This window comes from Streptomyces sp. NBC_00341 (assembly GCF_041435055.1).
Taxonomy (GTDB): Bacteria; Actinomycetota; Actinomycetes; order Streptomycetales; family Streptomycetaceae; genus Streptomyces.
Genome location: NZ_CP108002.1, coordinates 3,430,156 through 3,448,415 on the forward strand (window position 1 = coordinate 3,430,156; position 18,260 = coordinate 3,448,415).

16 protein-coding genes and 1 pseudogene are annotated in these 18,260 nt (G+C 71.6%); 3 read left to right on the top strand and 14 right to left on the bottom strand.

Annotated elements, in window-relative coordinates:
- Positions 1–116: 116 nt before the first annotated feature.
- From OG892_RS15325 to OG892_RS15365, 9 genes are all read right to left on the bottom strand, one after another.
- Entirely contained in the window at positions 117–518 is a 402-nt protein-coding gene (locus OG892_RS15325) for a GtrA family protein (RefSeq protein ID WP_073738476.1), read from the bottom strand.
- Entirely contained in the window at positions 515–1,483 is a 969-nt protein-coding gene (locus OG892_RS15330) for a glycosyltransferase family 2 protein (protein ID WP_073738475.1), read from the bottom strand. The genes OG892_RS15325 and OG892_RS15330 overlap by 4 nt, the downstream gene beginning before the upstream one ends.
- A gap of 160 nt (positions 1,484–1,643) precedes the next feature.
- On the bottom strand, positions 1,644–3,176 hold the full coding sequence (locus OG892_RS15335) for a protein kinase (RefSeq protein WP_371629436.1): 1,533 nt from the start codon (positions 3,174–3,176) through the stop codon (positions 1,644–1,646).
- A complete protein-coding gene (locus OG892_RS15340; protein WP_073738473.1) occupies positions 3,173–3,832 on the bottom strand; it encodes a hypothetical protein in 660 nt (219 codons plus the stop codon). Before OG892_RS15340 ends, OG892_RS15335 begins: the two co-directional genes overlap by 4 nt.
- A 136-nt stretch (positions 3,833–3,968) precedes the next feature.
- Positions 3,969–5,048, bottom strand: a complete 1,080-nt coding sequence (locus tag OG892_RS15345) for an NlpC/P60 family protein (protein ID WP_073738472.1) — start codon at positions 5,046–5,048, stop codon at positions 3,969–3,971.
- Between the two features lie 9 nt (positions 5,049–5,057).
- Complete coding sequence (locus tag OG892_RS15350) at positions 5,058–5,540, bottom strand: poly-gamma-glutamate biosynthesis protein PgsC/CapC (protein ID WP_073738471.1); 483 nt, start codon at positions 5,538–5,540, stop codon at positions 5,058–5,060.
- Positions 5,537–7,246 carry a poly-gamma-glutamate synthase PgsB gene (gene pgsB / locus OG892_RS15355; RefSeq protein ID WP_371629437.1) on the bottom strand — a complete coding sequence of 570 codons (1,710 nt, stop codon included), beginning with the start codon at positions 7,244–7,246 and terminating at the stop codon, positions 5,537–5,539. The genes OG892_RS15350 and pgsB overlap by 4 nt, the downstream gene beginning before the upstream one ends.
- 6 nt (positions 7,247–7,252) lie before the next feature.
- Positions 7,253–9,538, bottom strand: a complete 2,286-nt coding sequence (locus OG892_RS15360) for a HAMP domain-containing protein (RefSeq protein WP_371629438.1) — start codon at positions 9,536–9,538, stop codon at positions 7,253–7,255.
- Between the two features lie 392 nt (positions 9,539–9,930).
- Positions 9,931–11,061, bottom strand: a complete 1,131-nt coding sequence (locus OG892_RS15365) for a CapA family protein (RefSeq protein ID WP_371631638.1) — start codon at positions 11,059–11,061, stop codon at positions 9,931–9,933.
- A gap of 179 nt (positions 11,062–11,240) precedes the next feature.
- On the opposite strand from OG892_RS15365, the gene OG892_RS15370 reads away from it, so the two are divergent.
- Positions 11,241–12,158 carry a hypothetical protein gene (locus tag OG892_RS15370; protein ID WP_073738572.1) on the top strand — a complete coding sequence of 306 codons (918 nt, stop codon included), beginning with the start codon at positions 11,241–11,243 and terminating at the stop codon, positions 12,156–12,158.
- Between the two features lie 34 nt (positions 12,159–12,192).
- On the opposite strand, the gene OG892_RS15375 is transcribed toward OG892_RS15370, so the two are convergent.
- Positions 12,193–12,948, bottom strand: coding sequence for an HNH endonuclease family protein (locus tag OG892_RS15375; RefSeq protein ID WP_199884524.1), 756 nt, complete (start codon positions 12,946–12,948; stop codon positions 12,193–12,195).
- Positions 12,949–13,083: 135 nt separating this feature from the next.
- Positions 13,084–13,950: a hypothetical protein gene (locus OG892_RS15380; RefSeq protein WP_371629439.1), complete on the bottom strand. Its 867-nt coding sequence runs from the start codon at positions 13,948–13,950 to the stop codon at positions 13,084–13,086.
- Positions 13,951–14,056: 106 nt separating this feature from the next.
- Between OG892_RS15380 and OG892_RS15385 the strand changes: the two genes are divergently transcribed.
- Positions 14,057–14,632: a TetR/AcrR family transcriptional regulator gene (locus tag OG892_RS15385; protein WP_328866795.1), complete on the top strand. Its 576-nt coding sequence runs from the start codon at positions 14,057–14,059 to the stop codon at positions 14,630–14,632.
- Between the two features lie 101 nt (positions 14,633–14,733).
- Positions 14,734–16,041, top strand: a complete 1,308-nt coding sequence (locus OG892_RS15390; RefSeq protein ID WP_371629440.1) for an SGNH/GDSL hydrolase family protein — start codon at positions 14,734–14,736, stop codon at positions 16,039–16,041.
- A gap of 51 nt (positions 16,042–16,092) precedes the next feature.
- Here the strand turns inward: OG892_RS15390 and OG892_RS15395 are convergent.
- The 3 genes and pseudogenes from OG892_RS15395 to OG892_RS15405 form a co-directional block, all read right to left on the bottom strand.
- Positions 16,093–16,230 (bottom strand): annotated as a pseudogene (locus OG892_RS15395) (UTRA domain-containing protein); the annotation flags it as partial.
- Between the two features lie 66 nt (positions 16,231–16,296).
- Entirely contained in the window at positions 16,297–17,637 is a 1,341-nt protein-coding gene (locus OG892_RS15400) for an MFS transporter (protein ID WP_371629441.1), read from the bottom strand.
- On the bottom strand, positions 17,634–18,254 hold the full coding sequence (locus OG892_RS15405; protein ID WP_073738464.1) for a helix-turn-helix transcriptional regulator: 621 nt from the start codon (positions 18,252–18,254) through the stop codon (positions 17,634–17,636). Before OG892_RS15405 ends, OG892_RS15400 begins: the two co-directional genes overlap by 4 nt.
- Positions 18,255–18,260: the final 6 nt, after the last annotated feature.

The window sequence follows — 18,260 nt, forward strand, 5'->3', positions numbered from 1 at the left end:
TGCGATGATCGATGTTAGGCATGGGAACCGGTCTGGGCCACTGATTCGGCTGATTCGACCAACGATTCGGGAGGAGTTGGGGATGTGGGCTCCCCGGGGCCCGGTCGGCGCACCGGTCAGCGGGCCGGTACGGAGGGTTTCCGGGGTGCGTCGGGGCGCAGCATGATCGTGCGCGAGACGACGAAGGTGATCGGGATGGCGGCCGCCGCCGCGACCAGCGGGGCGTACCGGCTGCTGAATCCGGCCAGGTCGACGAGCAGGTAGACGCCGCCGGTGGTGATGACGAAGTTGGCGGCGTTGGTGAGCGGGAAGAGCAGGAACTTCCGCCAGGTGGGCCGGGTCCGGTAGGTGAACCAGCAGTTGAGGAAGAACGACCCGGCCATGCTCAGCGCGAAGGCCCCCACGTGCGCGGCTATGTAGGGCAGCCGGGTGAGCAGGGCGAGGTAGCAGCCGTAGTAGGTGCCGGTGTTCACGACGCCCACCAGGGCGAAGCGGACCAGCTGTGCCTTGACCGTCATCGGCGTACGAACTCCAGGGGTTCCGGCTGCGGTGCCGGTCCGCGGGTTCCGGTGTTGGTGGCCTGCACCAGGTAGTGCGGGCGGCGCTTCACCTCGTAGTAGATCCGGCCGACGTACTCCCCGACCACCCCGACCATCACCATCTGGACCCCGGCGAGGGCGGTGACGACGACGAGGAGGGTGACGTATCCGGGGGTGTCGACGCCCTTCACCAGGGCGACGCCGACGATCCAGCCGGAGTAGACGAGGGCGAGGGAGAGCAGCAGCAGGCCGAGGTAGAGCGCGGCGCGCAGCGGCTTGTTGTTGAACGAGAGCAGTCCGTCGAGTCCGTAGTTGAGGAGTTTCCCGAAGGTCCAGGCGGAGCGGCCCTCCTCCCGGACGGCGTTCTCGTAGCTGAACGTCGTGGTGGGGAAGCCGACCCAGGCGAAGAGGCCCTTGGAGAAGCGGTTGTACTCGGTGAGTTCGAGTACGGCGTCGGCGGCCCGCCGGGAGAGCAGCCGGAAGTCTCCGACCCCGTCGACGAGTTCGACGTCGACGAGGCGGTTGATGAGCCAGTAGTAGGCGCGTGCGGTGAGCGTGCGGGTGACGCGGTCGCCCTTGCGGGTGCGCCGGGCGATGACCTGGTCGTGGCCCTGCGCGTGTTCCTCCAGCATGCGGCCGACGAGTTCCGGCGGGTGCTGGAGGTCGGCGTCCATGATGACGACGGCGTCGCCCTCGGCGTGCCGGAGGCCGGCCAGCATGGCGGCTTCCTTGCCGAAGTTGCGGCTGAAGGAGACGTAGCGGGCCCGTGGGTCGGCGGCGGCCAGCTGCCGCAGGATCGGCAGGGTCCGGTCCGCGCTCCCGTCGTCCACGTACACGAGCTGGAACTCATGACCCAGCCGGGTCATCTCATCCGTCACGCGTTCATGGAAGCGTTCGAGTATGTCTTGCTCGTTGAAGCAGGGCACCACCAGCGAGATCAGCACCCATGCAGATCAGCCGGTCAACGTGTCGGGAGCGGATGCCGGGTGTGGCCTGGGGGCGGACATTGGGTGAACTGGCCCGTGGTGCAACGGATTCAGCCGCCCCGGGCCCGCTGCGGGGCGAGGTCTTCAGCCGCCCCGGGCCCGCTGCGGGGCGAGGTCTTCAGCCGCCCCGGACCTTGCGGCGGCGGTCCAGCTGGCGGCGCAGTTCGGCGGGCAGCGGGTGGTTCGGGCCGTATCTGCGCTCGGTGTCGTAGAGCAGCGACTGGAGTCCGCCGATGGCCGCCGCGTGGTCCCCGAGCGCGAGCAGGAGGTGGCCGATGCGGTGGCGGATCTCGTAGGAGCGGGCCGGGTCGTCGCCCGTCGCGTAGCGGTTCTCGTAGTACGGGAGGACGGCGCGGTACTCGGCGAGCGCGGCGGCGGGCTCGCCCAGTTGCTCCAGGCACTGCGCGGTGTCCTGGCGGAACTGGAGGGTCTGCGGGTCGGCGGGTCCGGCCTCCGCGGCGCGGTCGTCGGCGAGGCGGCGCAGTTCGGGCAGGGCGCGGCGGTACTGGCCGTCGTCCATCAGGGTCGCCGCGTACTGCTTGCGCAGGATGCGCACGACCGGGGAGCTCTCGCCGTGCTGTTCCGCGGCGGCCGGGAGGATGCCGCCGAGCAGGTCGACGGCATGGGTGATCCGACCCTGGCCGAGCAGTTTCTTGACCTCGTCGACCGCGGCGGCCACATCGGGCCGTGCGGGCGCCGGTGCGGGGGCGGCGGCGGGCGGAGTGGTGGCGCGGTCGGGCCACGGGGCGTGCGGGCGCAGGAAGGGGCGGGTCGGGTCGAGCGGTCCGCCGGGCGGTCCGCCGCCCCGGACGGGGAGCAGCGGGGCGAGGCTCTCGTAGACCTCCTGGACGCCGGACGGGCGGTGCTGCGGGTCCTTGGCGAGCAGCCGGAGCACGAGCGCTTCGAGCGCCTCGGGGATGTCGGGCCGGAGCCGCCGGACGGGGACGGGCGCTTCGTAGAGGTGGCGGTGGAGCACGCCGAGCGCGGTGGAGCCGGCGAACGGCACGTCGCCGGTGAGGAGTTCGTGGAGCAGGACGCCGAGTGCGTACAGGTCGGTGTAGGGGCCGACGGCGCCGCCCATCGCCTGCTCGGGGGCCATGTAGGCCGGGGAGCCGATGGGGGTGCCGGTGTGGGTGAGGCGGGTGGTGTCGGTGTCCAGGACGGAGGCGACCCCGAGGTCAAGGACGAGGACGGTGCCTTCGGGGCGCACCATCACGTTGCGGGGCTTCAGGTCGCGATGGACGATCGGGACCGCGTGCACGGCGCTGAGGACGGCGCAGAGCTGGGCAGCGACGGCGACGGACCACTGCCAGGGGTACGGAGTGTGCTCGGCGAGATGGTCGGCGAGGTCGGCGCCCTCGACGTAACTCATGACGAGGAAGAGCTCGTCGCCGTCGCTGCCCGCGTCGTGGACGGTGACCAGGCCGGGGTGGTCGACCTGGGCGGTGACCCGGCACTCGCGGACGAAGCGGCTGCGCAGTTCGGCGGCCGCCTCGCTGCCCATGGGGCCGGTGACCCGGTCCGGGCGCAGCAGTTTGACGGCGACCCGGCGGTCCAGTCGCTGGTCGTAGGCCGTCCAGACCTGGCCCATGCCGCCCTGGCCGAGAATGGCCGCCAGCTCGTACCGCCCGCCGATGACGCGACCGCTCACCGGCCCTCCTCCTTGCGGAGGTAGTCGCTCAGCTCGTCGAGTTCGGCGCGGACCTGGTCGATGCGCTGGGGCTGCGGGTGGGGCTGTTGCGGGTACGGGGGGTGCGGCGGCGTCGGGGTGAGGGGCGGGGTCGGGGTCTGCGGCGGGCTCTGCCGCTGCCCGTACTGCTGTTGCGAGAAGGGCTGTTGCGGGAAGGTCTGCTGCTGGTGCGGGGGCTGCGGGGCGGGGCCCGGCTTACCGGTCACCGGGGTGGTGGTCGCGTACGCGTACCCGGGCGTCGGCGGCACGTACCCGCCCACGGCGTGCTGCTTCGCCCCGCGCTGCCCGTAGTGGCGGATGTCCGCGACGAGGTAGTACACGGGAGCGATCAGCATCGCCAGGAGGAGCAGGGGTATGAGGACGAAGTCGATGCCGTGGGCTTCGTGCTGGTCCCGGCCGATGCCCATCACGATCGCGACGACGAACGCGAACGCACCGGCGGCCATCCACCAGTCGAAGGCCTTGCGGCGCACGAACGCCAGCCGGAGCAGCGGGGCCCAGAGCAGTATCCCGATGGAGAACACCGAGAGCGCGCAGAACAGCACCCGCATCGACACGATCCAGGCCCGCCCCGGAACTCTGGGCGGAACGCTCTGCGGATAACCCGGCGCGTACATGGCTGCTCCTGGATCCCTGGTCGGGGAAGGTCCGCGCGCACGGACGTACGCGCAGCTCCGAGGGTAGAGGGCGGCACCGGCCGGCGGACCGGGGTTGTGCGGAACCGTTGTGGTTCCGCACGCACCCTAGTCCGAGCTAGAGCCGCTTCGCGCTGCGCAGGGTCGCCGCGTAGTAGCCGTTGCCGTCGAGGCGTGAGGTGCCGCCCTTGTCGCCGATGGTCGGGCCGTTCACTTCCTCCCGGCTGGAGACGAAGATCAGGTGGCCGTCCGAGTCGTGGCCCATGTACATCCCGATGTGGTCCAGCCGCTGTCCGGTGCGCTGGTCGAGCTTGAAGAAGACCAGGTCGCCCGGTTGCAGCACGTCGATCGAGGTGGGCCGGTCCGCGGCCGAGATGCCCTTGAGCGGGATGACGTCGGCGCCGAGCTTGGAGCGGGCGATGCCGTTGGCGGTGCGGGGCAGTCCGTCGCCCTGGCCGTCGAGGGGGGCGAGCGGGTAGCGGGCGCGGTAGCCGAAGATCGTCCGCATGAAGCCCGAGCAGTCGATGGACCGGTAGCGGGCCTTGTCGGGCTGGCGGGTGACGCCGTTGCGGAAGGTGTACGGGATGCCCAGGTAGTCGAAGAAGTCCGACTGCTCCAGGCGCAGGTCGTTGCCCTCGCTGCCGACCGGGTTGATCGGGCCGAACTGGGCGTCACCGGCGTAGGGGACGCCCTCGTCGTCCTTCTTGAGGGGCGCGCCCTCGACGTACTGGAAGGCGAAGGCGAACAGGTCGTCCTCCTCGCTGCCGTAGTAGGTCTTGAACCAGTCCTTGAACCACTGCTGCTTCTCGGCGCCCTTCTTCCACTTCTCCGGCATCAGCCGCACCCAGCTCTCCGTGACCACCCGGGACTTGGTGGTGGTGGGCTCGGAGAAGGTACGGGAGGGGCCGGTGAGTGTGGCGGTGCGGGCGTGGTCGGTGAAGGTGGCGAGGACCTTGCCGCCGGCGTCACGCAGGACCGAGCGGGCGGGTGCGTTCAGCCGTTCCCAGGTCTCCTTCCCGGACTTCAGCGTGGCTCCCGCCGGCTTGTCCGTGATGGCCTGGACTGCGGGCGCCTTGGCCTGTTCGTCCTTGCGGAGCTCGACGGTGAAGTACGCGCTGGCGGCGAGCAGCGCGACCACCGTGACGCCGTGCAGGACCTGGCGGGGACGCTTGGACTGCTTGGTACGGGGAGCGGTCATGAGATCACCTCAGGCAGACGGGAGGGCGCCGAGCAGGATGCCGGCGGTCAGGACGACGTAGGCGAGCAGCGAGACCGAACCGGTGGCCAGCAGCGTCGCGCCCTTCGGCTGGCGGACCAGCTGGTAGGCGATGAGGCCAGGGACGATGAAGCCGAGGGTCTGGTTGGCGTACATCAGGGGGAACTCCACCTGGAGCACGATCATCACGGTCGCCTGGAGGATGACCCCGGTCAGCACCACCGCGGAGAACAGCCGCTTCCCGTAGAGGATGACGACCTTCTGGAGCAGCAGCACGGACACGTAGGTGAGGACGGTGACGCCGACCACCATGGCCGCGCGCTGGAGGTCCTCGACGAGGGTCAGCGCCAGCCAGCCGGGGGTGATCATGCCGCCGGGCGAGAGGTTGGTCGTCAGGTAGCAGACCAGGGAGAACATCAGGCCGAGTGCGATGCCGATGGCGGCGATCTCGGGCGTCAGGACGGTGGGGATCAACGGGGGTCTCCTGCGCTGTGCTGCCGGCTCTGCTGGTCTGGGTCCTGCGGCGGGTACGGGGCCGGGGGCTGCTGCCCGTCCGGATGCTGCTCCCCGTGCCGGTGGTTCTGCTGGTGCTGGGGGTCGGGGTGCACGGCGGGCTCGAACATGCCGCGCGGCCGGGCCCGGGCCGGTACGGGAGCGGCGACGGCAGCCATTGCCTGTGTCTGCTCCACCGACGGTTCCGGTTCCGGTGCCTGTGTCTGCGTATGCGTCTGTGTATGCGTCTGATCCGCTGCCGGTGCAGGTGCCGGTTCCAGAGTCTGGACCGTGGGGTGCGGCTGGTAGCGGGTCTCGTACGCCTCCGGGTAGGGCGCGAACGGGTCCAGGTGCGGCCGGTACTGCTGGAGCGGCAGCGTCTCGTCGTGGCGGACGTGCTGCGGGGCGGGCGGGTCGGGCCGCTCGTCCGGGGTCTCCCGCGTCCACTCCTGCGGGGCCTCGCCGGGCTGCTCGTGCCCGCTCTCGCCGGACTGCTCGTCCGGGGTCTCGTCGGGCGGCAGTTCGCTGAGGTGCTCCAGCAGCAGTTCGCCCTGGCCGTGGATGTTGCCGATGGCGATCAGCGAGGAGTCGGGCCCGAGGTGGCCGAGCAGCTCGCGCATGAACTCCTCGGGGTCGCGCCGGTCGCCGCCCAGGTCCACCGCGCGGCTGCGCCACTCGGCGGGGATCGCGTCGATGGCGCTCTTGGCCGGGTGACCGATGACGAAGACCTTGTCGGGCTGGAGATCGGGGATGATCTCGCCCATCTGGCCGTTGCGCTCGACCCGGTCGGGGCGGCAGTTGATGACGACGTTCAGCGGGCGGTGCACGGCACCCAGGTCCAGCAGCTGGTTGACGTTCATCAGCGTGGACTCGGGGTCGTTGGCCGCGAAGACGTTGGCGAACCGCAGCTTCTTGCCGTCCGGCGTCACATACCGCTCGACGGAGAGGACGCCCGGGTCCGGCGGGGCGTCGTACATGCCCTGGAGCGCCGTCTCGCGCTCCACGCCGAGGAGTTCCGCGACCTTCAGCGCGATGGCCACGTTCTCCTTGAACGTGAACCAGCTGAAGCCGCGCAGCTCCGCGTCGCTCACGGTCTCGGGGTCGGCGTAGATCAGCTCGCAGCCGCGGGCGTCGGCCTCCTCCTGGAGGATCGCGAACCGGTCGACCTCCGCGGTGACGCAGATGCCGCCCTCCGGCATCGAGCGGCAGAGCGAGCGCGCCACGTCGTCCAGGGTCGGGCCCATCTCGGCCAGATGGTCCTCGCGGACGTTGCAGAGCACGCCGATCGTGGAGCGGATCAGCTTGGACTGGTTGATCTCCTGGAGCGCCGGCATCACCGCCATGCACTCGATGACCAGCGCCTGCGGGTCGTACGAGGCGGCGCGGCGCACGATGCCGATCTGCTCGACGACGTTGGCCAGGCCGAACTTTCGGTAGACGGGCTCCTCCGTGGCGTCCGGGTGGATGAACCGGGCCGCCGTACCGGTGGTCTTGGCGACGGTCACCAGATCGCCGCCGCGCAGTGCGCCGGCGCAGAGCCGGGTGATGGAGGACTTACCGCGGATGCCGTTCACCAGGACCCGGGCGGGTATGCGCTCCAGGTTGATGAAGTGGCGTCGCTGCTCGACGATGCCCGCTATGAGCAGGATCGCGCAGCACACCACCAGCACGGTGTAGAGGAACAGCACGGCCGGTCAGGTCCTTTCGGCGTAGGTCGTGGGCGCCGTCGGCGCGGGCTCGCGCTTCTGCTGCGCCGGGAGCTGCTGGCGTACCAGCTCCAGGGAGCGGGTGACGGCGCCGACCTCGTCGTGGTGGCGCGGATAGAGGACGGTGCGCCGGTCGCCGCCGGCGAGTGCCTCCGCCTGGTCGGCGAGGGCGCGCAGCGGGCGTACGACGACGATGTGCAGCCAGCCCAGGCAGGCGATGGCCGCGGCCATCCCCAGCAGCCCGGCGAGCACCGTGAGGTTCTGCCTGCGGTATTCGGGGATGGCGAGGGAGCTCGCGGGCTGCCGGCTGACCACGGTCCAGCCGAGGCTCTTGGCGGCCCCGCCGCCGACGAAGGGCGCGGCCGCGGCGATCTGCACCTTGCCGCCGTCGCGGTACAGGATGCCGCTGGGGTGCATGCTCACGCCGGTCTTCTGGTTGGTGCCGGCGACGAGCGTGCGCAGCCGTTCGCCGGGCAGCTCCTGGAAGGCGCGGTAGCCGGTGTTGCCGCCGATGATCCGCTGCTTGTCGTCGACGATGCTGACCTGGCCGAGGCCGGGCCGCTTGAGCAGGCCGTTGATGAACTCGATGCGGAACTCGCCGACGACGAAGGCGCCGTCGCGGCCGGGTATCCCGGCGTCACCGACGATGACCGGCTTCTTGCCGGAGTCGTTGAGGACCTGGATCGGGCCGCCCTCTGCGGCCTTGCCGGCCGGCTGGTGCGGGGTGTCCCCGGCGTGCGCGACGACCTTCCCGGTCGCGTCGACGACGTACAGCGACTGGTAGCGGTCGTGCTCCAGGCGGGTGCGTTCCAGGACGGTGCGCATGTCGGCGGGCGAGGTGTCCGCGCCGATCAGGGTGGCCACGGAGAGCAGGTCGGCCTGGCCCTCGTTGAGGGCCCGGCGCACCCGGTCGGTGAGGGTGTCGGTGCGCTCGCGCTGGTCGTTGACGAGCTGCTGGGGGACGACGGCGGTGGCGTCGGCCCGGTTGAGGAGCAGCAGCATCGGGGCGCACCAGGCGAGTACGAGTACGCCGCAGACGACGAGCAGTCCTCGGGTGCCGAACCGGCCGCGCCGGGGCGGCTCCGTGGAGCGGGGCTCGCCGAGCAGCTGGCGGCGCAGCCGTTCCAGGGAGTGCCCGATCCGGGCGGCTTCACCGTACGAGGGGGTGCTGACGGGTCGGGTGAGGTCGCCCCGGGTCAGCCGCCGGCTCTCCAGGTAGAGCCGGATCAGCGGCCGTTGGACGGTGCCCAGGAGCAGGGCGACGGCGAGTGCGCCGACGATGACGAGGGCGCCCGCGGCGACCAGGCCGAAGAGGGGTCCGGCGACCGCGGTGGGGTTCTCGGCCACCGGGACCATGGAGACGACGCTGAGGCCGAGGCCGGTGGCGATGGTGGGCTCACCGGGCTGGGGGCCGGCGAGCGAGGCGTAGCCGGCGACGTTCCGGTCGCCCGCGCGCACGCTGCCGAGCAGGCTGCCGCTGACGCCGGGGAAGCCGCCGGAGCCCGGTTCCTTGGCGGAGAGGGGGTGCTTGCGGACCTTGACGGAGGCGGTCTTCGCGAAGCTCTTCAGCTGCTTGTCCGCGCGTTTGGCGTCGGCGCGCTGGGTGTCGGTGAGCAGCTGCTCGGGCTGCGGGATGCCGTCGCTGGAGAGGATCGCGGCGTCCGCGTCGATGACCGCGATGGAGCGGAACTGGCCGAGGCTGATGCCGGGGAACCGCAGGTTGCTGGAGGCGACCAGGAGCTGCTGCGGGGTGCCGGGCCAGGAGAGCAGCGCGAAGGAGAGCAGCCGGGTCTCGCCGTTGGCCAGCCGCACCATGCGGGGGCCGAGCGCGTCCTTGCCGCTGAGCTCGGAGGTGTCGATCGCGGCGAGGGGGACGTTCTCGCCGCGGGCGGCGAGCAGCTTGCCGGAGGAGATCTCGACGACCGCGGTGCCGGTCCACTTCTGGTAGACGCTGCTGATCTTGTCGAGGACGGCGTCGGGCGAGACCGGGTCCGCGGCGTTGAACAGTCCGGCGGTCCGCCCCAGGTCGGTGAAGCTCTCGTCGATGGAGGCGCGCAGCGCGATGGCGCCGTCCTCCGCGAACTGCTGCTGGGAGGTGAGCACCGCTTCGGGGACCCGGTCCTGCACCGTGCGGCCGAGGCCCAGCGCGGTGATGCCGGCCAGCGCGAGCAACAGGGCCGAGAGGACCGCGATGGGCGGCCGTATACCACCCAGCAGCGACATATCGGCCCGGCGGCGGACCTTGTGTCGCCGCTTCACAGGCGAGGCGGCCATGGTGGATCCCTTCTGGAACTTCTTGCGGTTCTGGTGCTGGTGTTGCGGCGCCGCAGGGGCGGTCGACACTGCGGGGCGAACGGGACTTCCGTTTCGATCTCGGCTCGATACGGAAGTTCCGGGACTTCTGTTTCTCTCAGGAGGATTCAGGGCTTCGGCGCAGGCGGACACACCCGAATAATCGAACGTCCACGCGGAAGATCATGACTCGTTCGTATTCCGAACGGTTGTAGCGAAAGGGGCGGTTGTGACGCAGGCCACTCGAATCAGGCCACGGGGGTGTCCGGGTGAACCAAGCGGACATCCGGAGTTCACCTGACCGCCATCACTGACGGCAGGTCAGCCGGGCCACGGGCCTGTCGGCCCGCGAGCCCCGGCAGCCCGTGGACCCGTCAGCCGGGCAGGCTCTCCAGGGGTTCGAGTCCGTCCTGCGCGGCGCCCCGGTTGAGCATCGTGCCCTGCGTGCGTTCGAACGCCAGCCGGTAGCGGGCCCGTTCCTCCGCCGTGAGGTTCTTGTCGTCGCGCAGCGCCTCTGCCACGTCGATGAGCCGGTGGTCCTGCACCGCGTCGGCGGGCGCCGGGTTCGCCGGGTCCGCCTCGGGCGGAATGGAGACGAGCGTCGGTACGTACCGGGCGCGCACGTCCCACGACTTGCCGCTCTTGTGGAACTCGAACCAGCCGATGATGCCTTCCTCGGTCAGTCCGGACGGCACCTCGTGCCGGGCGACCTGATTGCCGAGTCCGTACGCGATCCAGGTCCCGTTGATCTTCTCCATCGGCTGCACGACGTGGGCGTGGTGGCCGATGACCAGGTTGATGCCGGTCTCCCGGGCGATCCTGCGCGCCAGCTTGATCTGCCCCGAGCTCGGCTCCGGGTGGTGCTCGCGCCCCCAGTGGATGCTCAGGATGACGACCTCCGCGCCGGCCGCGCGGGCCCGCTTCTCGGCGTCCTTGATCCGGGCGAAGTCGTTCTGGTTGACGATCCAGGGCGTGGCCTTGGGGACCTCGCGCCCGTTGAAGCCGAAGGCGTAGGAGAGTTGGGCGACCTTGACGCCCTTCACGTCCATGATCAACGGCTTGTCGGCCTCGGCCTGGGTGCGCGCGGAGCCGGTGTGCTTCAGCCCGGCCTTGTCGAGGGCGTCGAGGGTGCGCTTCACACCCGCCTTGCCGTGGTCGAGGGTGTGGTTCGACGCGGTCGAGCAGGTGTCGTACCCGATCTGCTTCGCCGCGGTGGTGATCTGCGGCGGCACCAGGAAGTCCGGGAAGCTGCGGAACGGCCCGTCGGGCTTGCCCACGACCGGCTCGAAGTGGCAGATCGCCAGGTCGGCGCGGGAGATGACGGGCTTCACCCCGGCCATCAGCCGGTAGAAGTCGAGCCCCTGCTTCCCCTCGGCCTTCGCGTCCTTGCGGGCCTGCTCGATCAGCGGCGGGTGGATCAGGATGTCGCCGGCCGCGGCGACCGTGAACGTCGTCCCGCCGCCCTTGTCCTGACCTCCCCCGTCGGACCCGGCGTCACCGCCCATGAGGGAGCAGCCCGTGGCGGCCAGCGCGAGGAGCACGGCCACGGCAGCGCGAGAGGTGAAGGGAACATAAGGACGTCGGGTCACCCATGTATTTTTACTTGAATATGACGAGTAAATGGGCCAAAAGTTCGACCATCTCTGCAACATTGCTGGTCACAGCTGTTGTAGCCGCTGTTGTGGTGCTCGTCACTTCCTCCGGAGGAGGGGGTTCGGACGGGGACCGGCCGCAGCGTGCCCGGCCCCGGGACGGTGTCGACCTGGCAGCCAGGATCGACACGTTCACCCGGGACACGATCCGCGGCAGCGCGTTCCACCCGCCGACCGCCCTGGACCGCCGCACCATCGCGGACGGCGTCGGGCTCTACCTCGACGGCCGTCACAAGGACGCGGCCGAGCGACTCTCCGAGGTCGACTTCGGGGTGGCCACGTTCACGGACACGGCCACCGGCCGGCGCTTCGCGGAGATAGCCGACCGGGCCCGGGAGTCCGCCCGGGGCTGGGGACGCGTGTACATAGACCTGTCCCGCCCGGCCGCGACCTGGTCCGTCCAGGTCCCGCACCCGGTCGCGGACGCCGACAGCGAGAAGCTGGGCGTCGGCGCCTGGCGGGGCACACCGGGCGGGGTCATGGTCCTGGCGGGCGCCAACCGCAGGGCGGGCGAGGGCGACGCGGCGGACGTGGCCCACCGCAGGGACACCGTCTTCCACGCGGTCTGCGCCGAACTGGTCGCCCACCGGCTGCCCGGCATCCAGCTCCACGGCTACGCCGACTCCACCGAACCGGACTACGACGTGATCGTCTCCACCGGAAAGGGCGACCACGGCCGCTCCTGGGGCGAGGGGCTGTCCTCTGCGCTGCGGCAGGAGGGCTTCGAGGTCTGCCGGGTCTGGGTACGCCGCTGCTCCCTCGAAGGCCGCACCAACGTCCAGGGCCGGACCGCCGCCGCGGCCGAACTGCCCTTCCTGCACGTCGAGTTCAGCCGCTCCATCCGGGAGTCGGAGAAGCGGACCGCGCGTGCGGTGACGGCGATCGGCGAGGCGGCGGGACACCTGGCGCACAGCGCCCGGCCCACCCGCTCGGAACCGGCCGCCCGCTGACGGGCACGGGCCCCCGCCCGGCCGACGGGAACCGTCAGCCGCCGCACAGCTCCAGCATGACCTTTTTGTCGGCCGTCGTGACCGGGAGTTCGTACTTCAGCGAGACCTGGGCGAACCGGAGCGCGTACGAGCACCGGACCGGCTTGTACGGCGGCAGCCAGGACGCCGGGCCCGAGTCGCGCTTGGCGTTGTTGGCCGGACCGTCCACCGGGATGAGGTTGAGCGGGTCGTTGGCGATCTGCTGCCGCTTGGCCTCGTTCCAGTGGGCGGCGCCCATCTGCCAGTCGTACGACAGCGGCATGACGTGGTCGATCTGGACCTTGGTCGCCTGCTGCTTGCGCCACTCGATGGCCTTGCCGGTGTACGGGTCCTTGAGGGTCATCGAGACGACCACGCACTTCGAACCCGACCTGAGCACGACCTTCTTGCCGTCCCTGGCCAGCAGGTCGTTGCGGGTGTCGCAGCCGTTGTGGGAGAGCGGCACGCCGTCGACGGAGTCCTTCCAGGCGTACCCGAACTTGTCCCGTTCGTATCCGGTCTTCGGGCCGCGCCCCTTGGTGGCCACCTTCTCGATGACCTTCCGGGCCGCCGCCCGGTCCCGGTCGGAGGTGAGGGGTGCCAGGCCGGCCTTCGTACCGTCGGCGTTGTCGAGCGGCCTGGCGCCGAAGCCGGTGACCGGGCCGCCGCCGCCGTTCGAGCCGGTGCCGGGCGACTCGGCACCGGAGGTGATCTTCTCGGGGTCGCAGCCCGCCAGGGCCAGCACAGCGGCCACGCCGAGGGCGGGCACCATCACTCGGTATGCGCGGGGAGATATCACTCGAAGCCGTCCTGACGGGGAGAAAGCCGAACCAACTCGGGAATTCTATGGACGTTTTCCCCGCCACGACGTGTTCATGACTGCCGTTCACCCCGGATGCGGCCCGAATCACACCTTTCCGATGCCCAGCGTCGTCTCGGACGGCAGCATCCCGGACCCGATCGCCGCCACCCACAACGGCCCGAGCAGCTCCACGAGCCGCTCCCGCTCCTGGTCCGCGAGCTCCCGCCACGGGGCGGCGGCCGCCTCGTCGGTACGCCGCTCCACCTCGGCGCGCAGCGCCCGGCCCGCCTCGGTCGCCGTACCGGCGTCCGTCAACAGCCCCCGCTTCAGCAGCCGCTGACGGGCCGCCCGCCACTCCTCCTCGCTCCACCCCCGGCTCGCGAACACCTCGGGCGCCGCCGCGCCGACGGCCGCGAAGGAGACCAGTGACTCGACCGGGTCGAGCTCCGCGCGGGCGAGCGCGGCGACGTGCCCGTCGCCGCGGTGCTCGCGCAGGACGGTCGCCGCCCGCCAGAGCGCGAGGTGGGGTTCGTCCGGCCAGGGCAGCGCGGCGTTGGCCTTGGCGAGCGGGCGGTCCGCCGTGTCGGCCGCATCCGTGACGCGGCGCAGGAGCTCGACGGCCTCCGCCGTGTCCGGGGCGGCGCACGCCTCGCCCAGCAGGGTCCGGTACGCGCGGTCGACGGCCCTGGTGCGGGCCGCGAGCACGGCGGCGGACGACGCGACGGACCAGGCGGCGGGCACGTGTTCGTCCACCATGGCCGGGCTGAAGCTGTAGAAGGCCCCGGCGACCCGGACGGCGCTCGCGTCCCCGAGCGGGGCCGCCCGCCAGGCGAAGTAGCTCGGCCAGCGCTCGTCGGTCCGGTAGCCGAGCGCGGCGGCCTCCTCGAAGGCCTCCGGCGCGTAGTAGAGAACAGCGTGCAGGGGCTCCAGAAGGTGCCACATCTGCCGTGCGCGACCCAACTCCTCGTACATCTCTCCGCCTTCCGCGTTCCTCTGAATCTTGCCGGTGACTAGATCCCACAGACTGCCCCTCCCTCCTGCAACTTGTCAATGACTAGATTCCGCGTAACCTGCTGCCATGACCAGCACCCGCACCTACCACCACGGCGATCTGCGGCGGGCCGTCCTCACCGCCGCGCTCGACGTCATCCGCACCGAGGGCCCCGGCGCGCTGAGCCTGCGCGACCTGGCCCGCCGCGCCGGCGTCTCGCACGCCGCGCCCGCCCACCACTTCAAGGACCGCACGGGCCTGCTCACCGCCATCGCCACCGAGGGCTACGAGCTCTTCGCCGACGCCCTGGCCGACGCCCCGGACCTGCGGGAGCGCGGCGTGCGGTACGTACGGTTCGCCACCGGGCACCCGGCGCACTTCCAGGTGATGTTCCGGCCGGAGCTCTTCCGCGCGGAGGACCCGGACCTGGTGGCGGCGAAGGACCGGGCCTCGGCCGAACTGCGGACCGGAGTCAGCGGGCTCCCCACCGCCCGCCGCGGCGAGGACGCCGGGCTCGCGGGCATGGCCGCCTGGTCCCTGGCCCACGGCTTCGCCACGCTGCTGCTGAGCGGCAACCTGGGCGGCGCGGTGGGAGAGCGCGACCCGGAGGAGGTGTTCCGGGCGCTGACCGCCCTGATGTTCGAGGCGGACGGGACCAACTGAGCCTCACCCCACGGGAATAGCCCGATGCCTGTCGACGCTTGACCGTGTCGTGCGCACGTGATCGACGACATGGACTTCGGAAGACGACAGGGTGGGGAACCATGAGAACCACGCACAAATCACGGCGCACGGCTGTCACGATGCTGACCGCGGCCGCACTGACACTCCTGCCGGTCGCCGGCGGGGAGGCCCTCACCGGACCGGCACATGCCGCGACGGCCGGGCCCCACGGCGCCGCGTCACAGCGGGACCACGACCACTGGCAGGGCGGCTGGGCGACCTCGCCGCAGGCCCCGGCCGCGCCCTTCGCACCGAACTGGTCGCAGCAGGGCTTCGCGGACCAGACGGTGCGCCAGGTGGTACGGGTCAGCACCGGCGGGACCCGGGCCCGCGTCGAACTGTCCAACCGCTACGGCAGCACCCCGCTGCGGATCACCGGCGCGACCGTGGGCCGTACGGACAACGGGGCCTCGGTCAGGGCGGGTTCGCTCCGGCAGCTGTCCTTCGGGGGCCACCGCTCGGCGACCGTCCCGGCGGGCGCGGAACTGACCAGTGACGCCCTGCCGTTCAGGACCGAGGCCCTTGAGTCACTGACCGTCACGCTGTACCTGGCCGAGCCGACCGGCCCGGCCACCTTCCACCTGATCTCCTCGTCCACGAGCTACCGGGCGCAGGGCGACCACCGCTCCGACCGCGCGGGCACCGCGTTCACGGAGACCAGCGACTCCTCGTACTACCTGACCGGCGTCGAGGTCAGCGGCGGCCGGACGGCTCGCGGCAACGGGGTGGTGGCCTTCGGCGACTCCATCACCGACGGCGTCGGGTCCACCCTGGACGCGGACAACCGCTACCCCGACGAGCTGGCCGAGCGCTTCGCGGCCACCGGCAAGCCGCGCAGCGTCGTCAACCAGGGGATCGCCGGCAACCAGGTCACCCAGGACACGGACTGGGCCGGGGAGAAGGCGGTGGCCCGCTTCCGCAAGGACGTGCTCGGTGAACCCGGCGTGGGCACGGTCATCGTGCTGGAGGGCATCAACGACATCGGTGCCGGCGGCACGGGCGCCGTGGGCACTCCGAGCCCCGAGGTCTCCGTCGCCCAGCTGATCGCCGGACACCGCTCACTGATCCGCCAGGCCCACGCCAAGGGCATCAAGGCGATCGGCGCGACCCTCACCCCCATCGGGGGCTCGTCCTACGACAGCCCCGCCAACGAGGCCAAGCGCGTAGCCGTCAACAACTGGATCCGCACCTCCGGCGAGTACGACGCGGTGGCCGACCTGGACAACGCCACGGCCGACCCCGCGGACCGGACCAGGATCGCCCCCGCCTACGACTCGGGCGACCACCTGCACCCGAACGACGCGGGCTACCACGCGATGGCCGGGTCCCTGGACCTGAGCGGCCTCTGACGGCCCCGGCGACCGCGCACCGGCCCCGCTGCCACCCGGCGGCCGGGCCGGTCAGTTGATCCTGATCTCGTACCGCAGCTTCTGGCGTCGCGGCGGCATCGCCATGATGTCGACCTGGATGGGCCGGTCCGCTCCGTCCAGCGTGAGCCGGGTCGGCTGAAGCACGGGTTTCCCTTCCTCCAGCCGCAGCCGTTCTCCTCTCAGGCCAGGTTGCCGGCCCCCATGCCGTTCTCCTCCCAGCCGACACCAACGCCTTCACCGGTCTGCCGCTCGGGACGCGGATCGGCTCTCTTCGTCCCCGCCACCGACCGCGCTCCCAGCGTCGTCCAGGGCCAGGGAGCGGATGCCCGGTATCGGTGAGGGCAGCAGCCAGAGCACCGACAGGGCTCCCCCGACGGCGGCGACGAGGAGGGTCGGCCTCAGGCCCACGAGGGTGGCGAGCAGGCCGCCCACGACCGCGCCCACGGGGCGGATGCCGTAGTTGATCGTGCTGTACGCCCCCGCGACGCGGCTGCGCATCCCGTCGGGGATCACCGATGCCTGGAGGGAGTTGAGGTTGATGTCGAACAGCATGACGCCGAAGCCGGACAGGAACTCCGCCCCGGCCAGCGCCCCCGCGCGGAGCCAGACGGGGCCGTCCGCCGCTGCCGCGATGGCGATCGGCGCCGGGAACAGGACGGCGCCCGCGACGATGCTGCGCCCCACTCCCAGCCGGCGCGAGATCGCGGGGGCGCACACCGCGCCGAGCAGGGCGCCGGTCGCCCCCACTCCGAGCGCGAGGCCGATCGTGCCCGCCGAGAGGCCCAGGCTCCGGCTGGCGAACAGCACGAGCAGGCCGCTGCCCGCCACGAACGTGAAGAAGTTGACGGTGGCCGCGCAGCCGAGCGAGGCCCGCAGCACCGGGTGACGCACGACGAACCGGAGGCCTTCCCCGGCGCGCCGCGCCAGGGAGGACGCGTCCTTGTCCCTGGTGGCCGGCGGCGGTTCGTCGTCCGGGATCCTGCCGATCAGCACCGCGGAGGCCAGGAAGGTCAGCGCGTCCACCACGATGGCCACGGGGGCGGTGAGCGCCTGGACCAGAGCGCCGCCGATCGCGGGGCCCACGACGTACGACGCCGAACGGCTGGTGCTGAGCTTGCTGTTCGCATCCACGTAGGAGGCGCGCGGGACGAGGCGTACGAAGAACGGCGGGTAGGAGGTGTTGAACAGCACCCCGGCCGCGCCCGCCAGCACCGCCACGGCGTACAGGTGCGCGAGCGTCACCGCGCCGAGCGCGTAGGCGGCCGGCAGACTCAGGAGGACTCCCGCGCGCAGGAGGTCCGCGAGGATCATCAGGCGGCGTTTGCGGGGCTGTTGGTCGACCCAGGCGCCCAGAAGGATCGCGAGCAGGTTGGGGGTCCAGATGAGCGCGGTCAGCCAGGCCACCTGGTTGGCCGAGGCGTTCAGCGCGCCGACGGCGATCAGGGGCAGGGCCAGTTCGGTGATCCGGTCACCGAACTGCGAGACGGAGTTGCCCGCCCAGAACCGCGTGAACCGCCGGTCCCGCCACAGCGACACCGACCGCGATATGGCGGGGGCCCCGTCCGTGCCGTTCACGGCGTCCGCTCCGCCGGGCCCTCGTCCGGTTCCCCGTCGCCCTCCGGCAGGGCGTAGCGCATCAGCACGACGTCACGGCTGCCGTCCGGGCGGTCGGCCGGGTCGCGGGTGACGTACGGGGCGAGGACGCGCTCGATCCCGTCCTGGATGGCGGCGAGTTCCTCCGCGGAGACCCTGATCCGGGTGTTGGCGAGCCCGGCGGCCCTGCGCCACGCGGGATCGAGTCCGGGCTCGACCTCGGCCGACCAGCGGACCGGGGCGTCCGCGTAGCGCAGGAACATCTGCCGTGAGAGCTCCCGGGCGGCCGACCGGCCCTCGTCGTCCGCCGGGTCCTGCGACTCCTCGAACCGGAATCCGCGCGCCACGGCCTCCCAGCGCCGGCTGCGGCGGTCGGGGCCGGGCGCGCTGTCCCGTACCAGGCCGAACGTCGCGAGGTGACGCAGGTGCCAGCTGGTCACCGAAGGGGTCGCCCCGACGTCCGGCGCCAGCTCGGTGGCGGTCGCCGGACCGTCCCGGCCCAGCCGTTCGAGGATCGCGAGGCGCACCGGGTGCGCCAGGGCGCGCATCGTCTGCGGGTCGGTGATTTCGAGGTCGCCCATGCGGTTACCGGAGTCCATGACGTG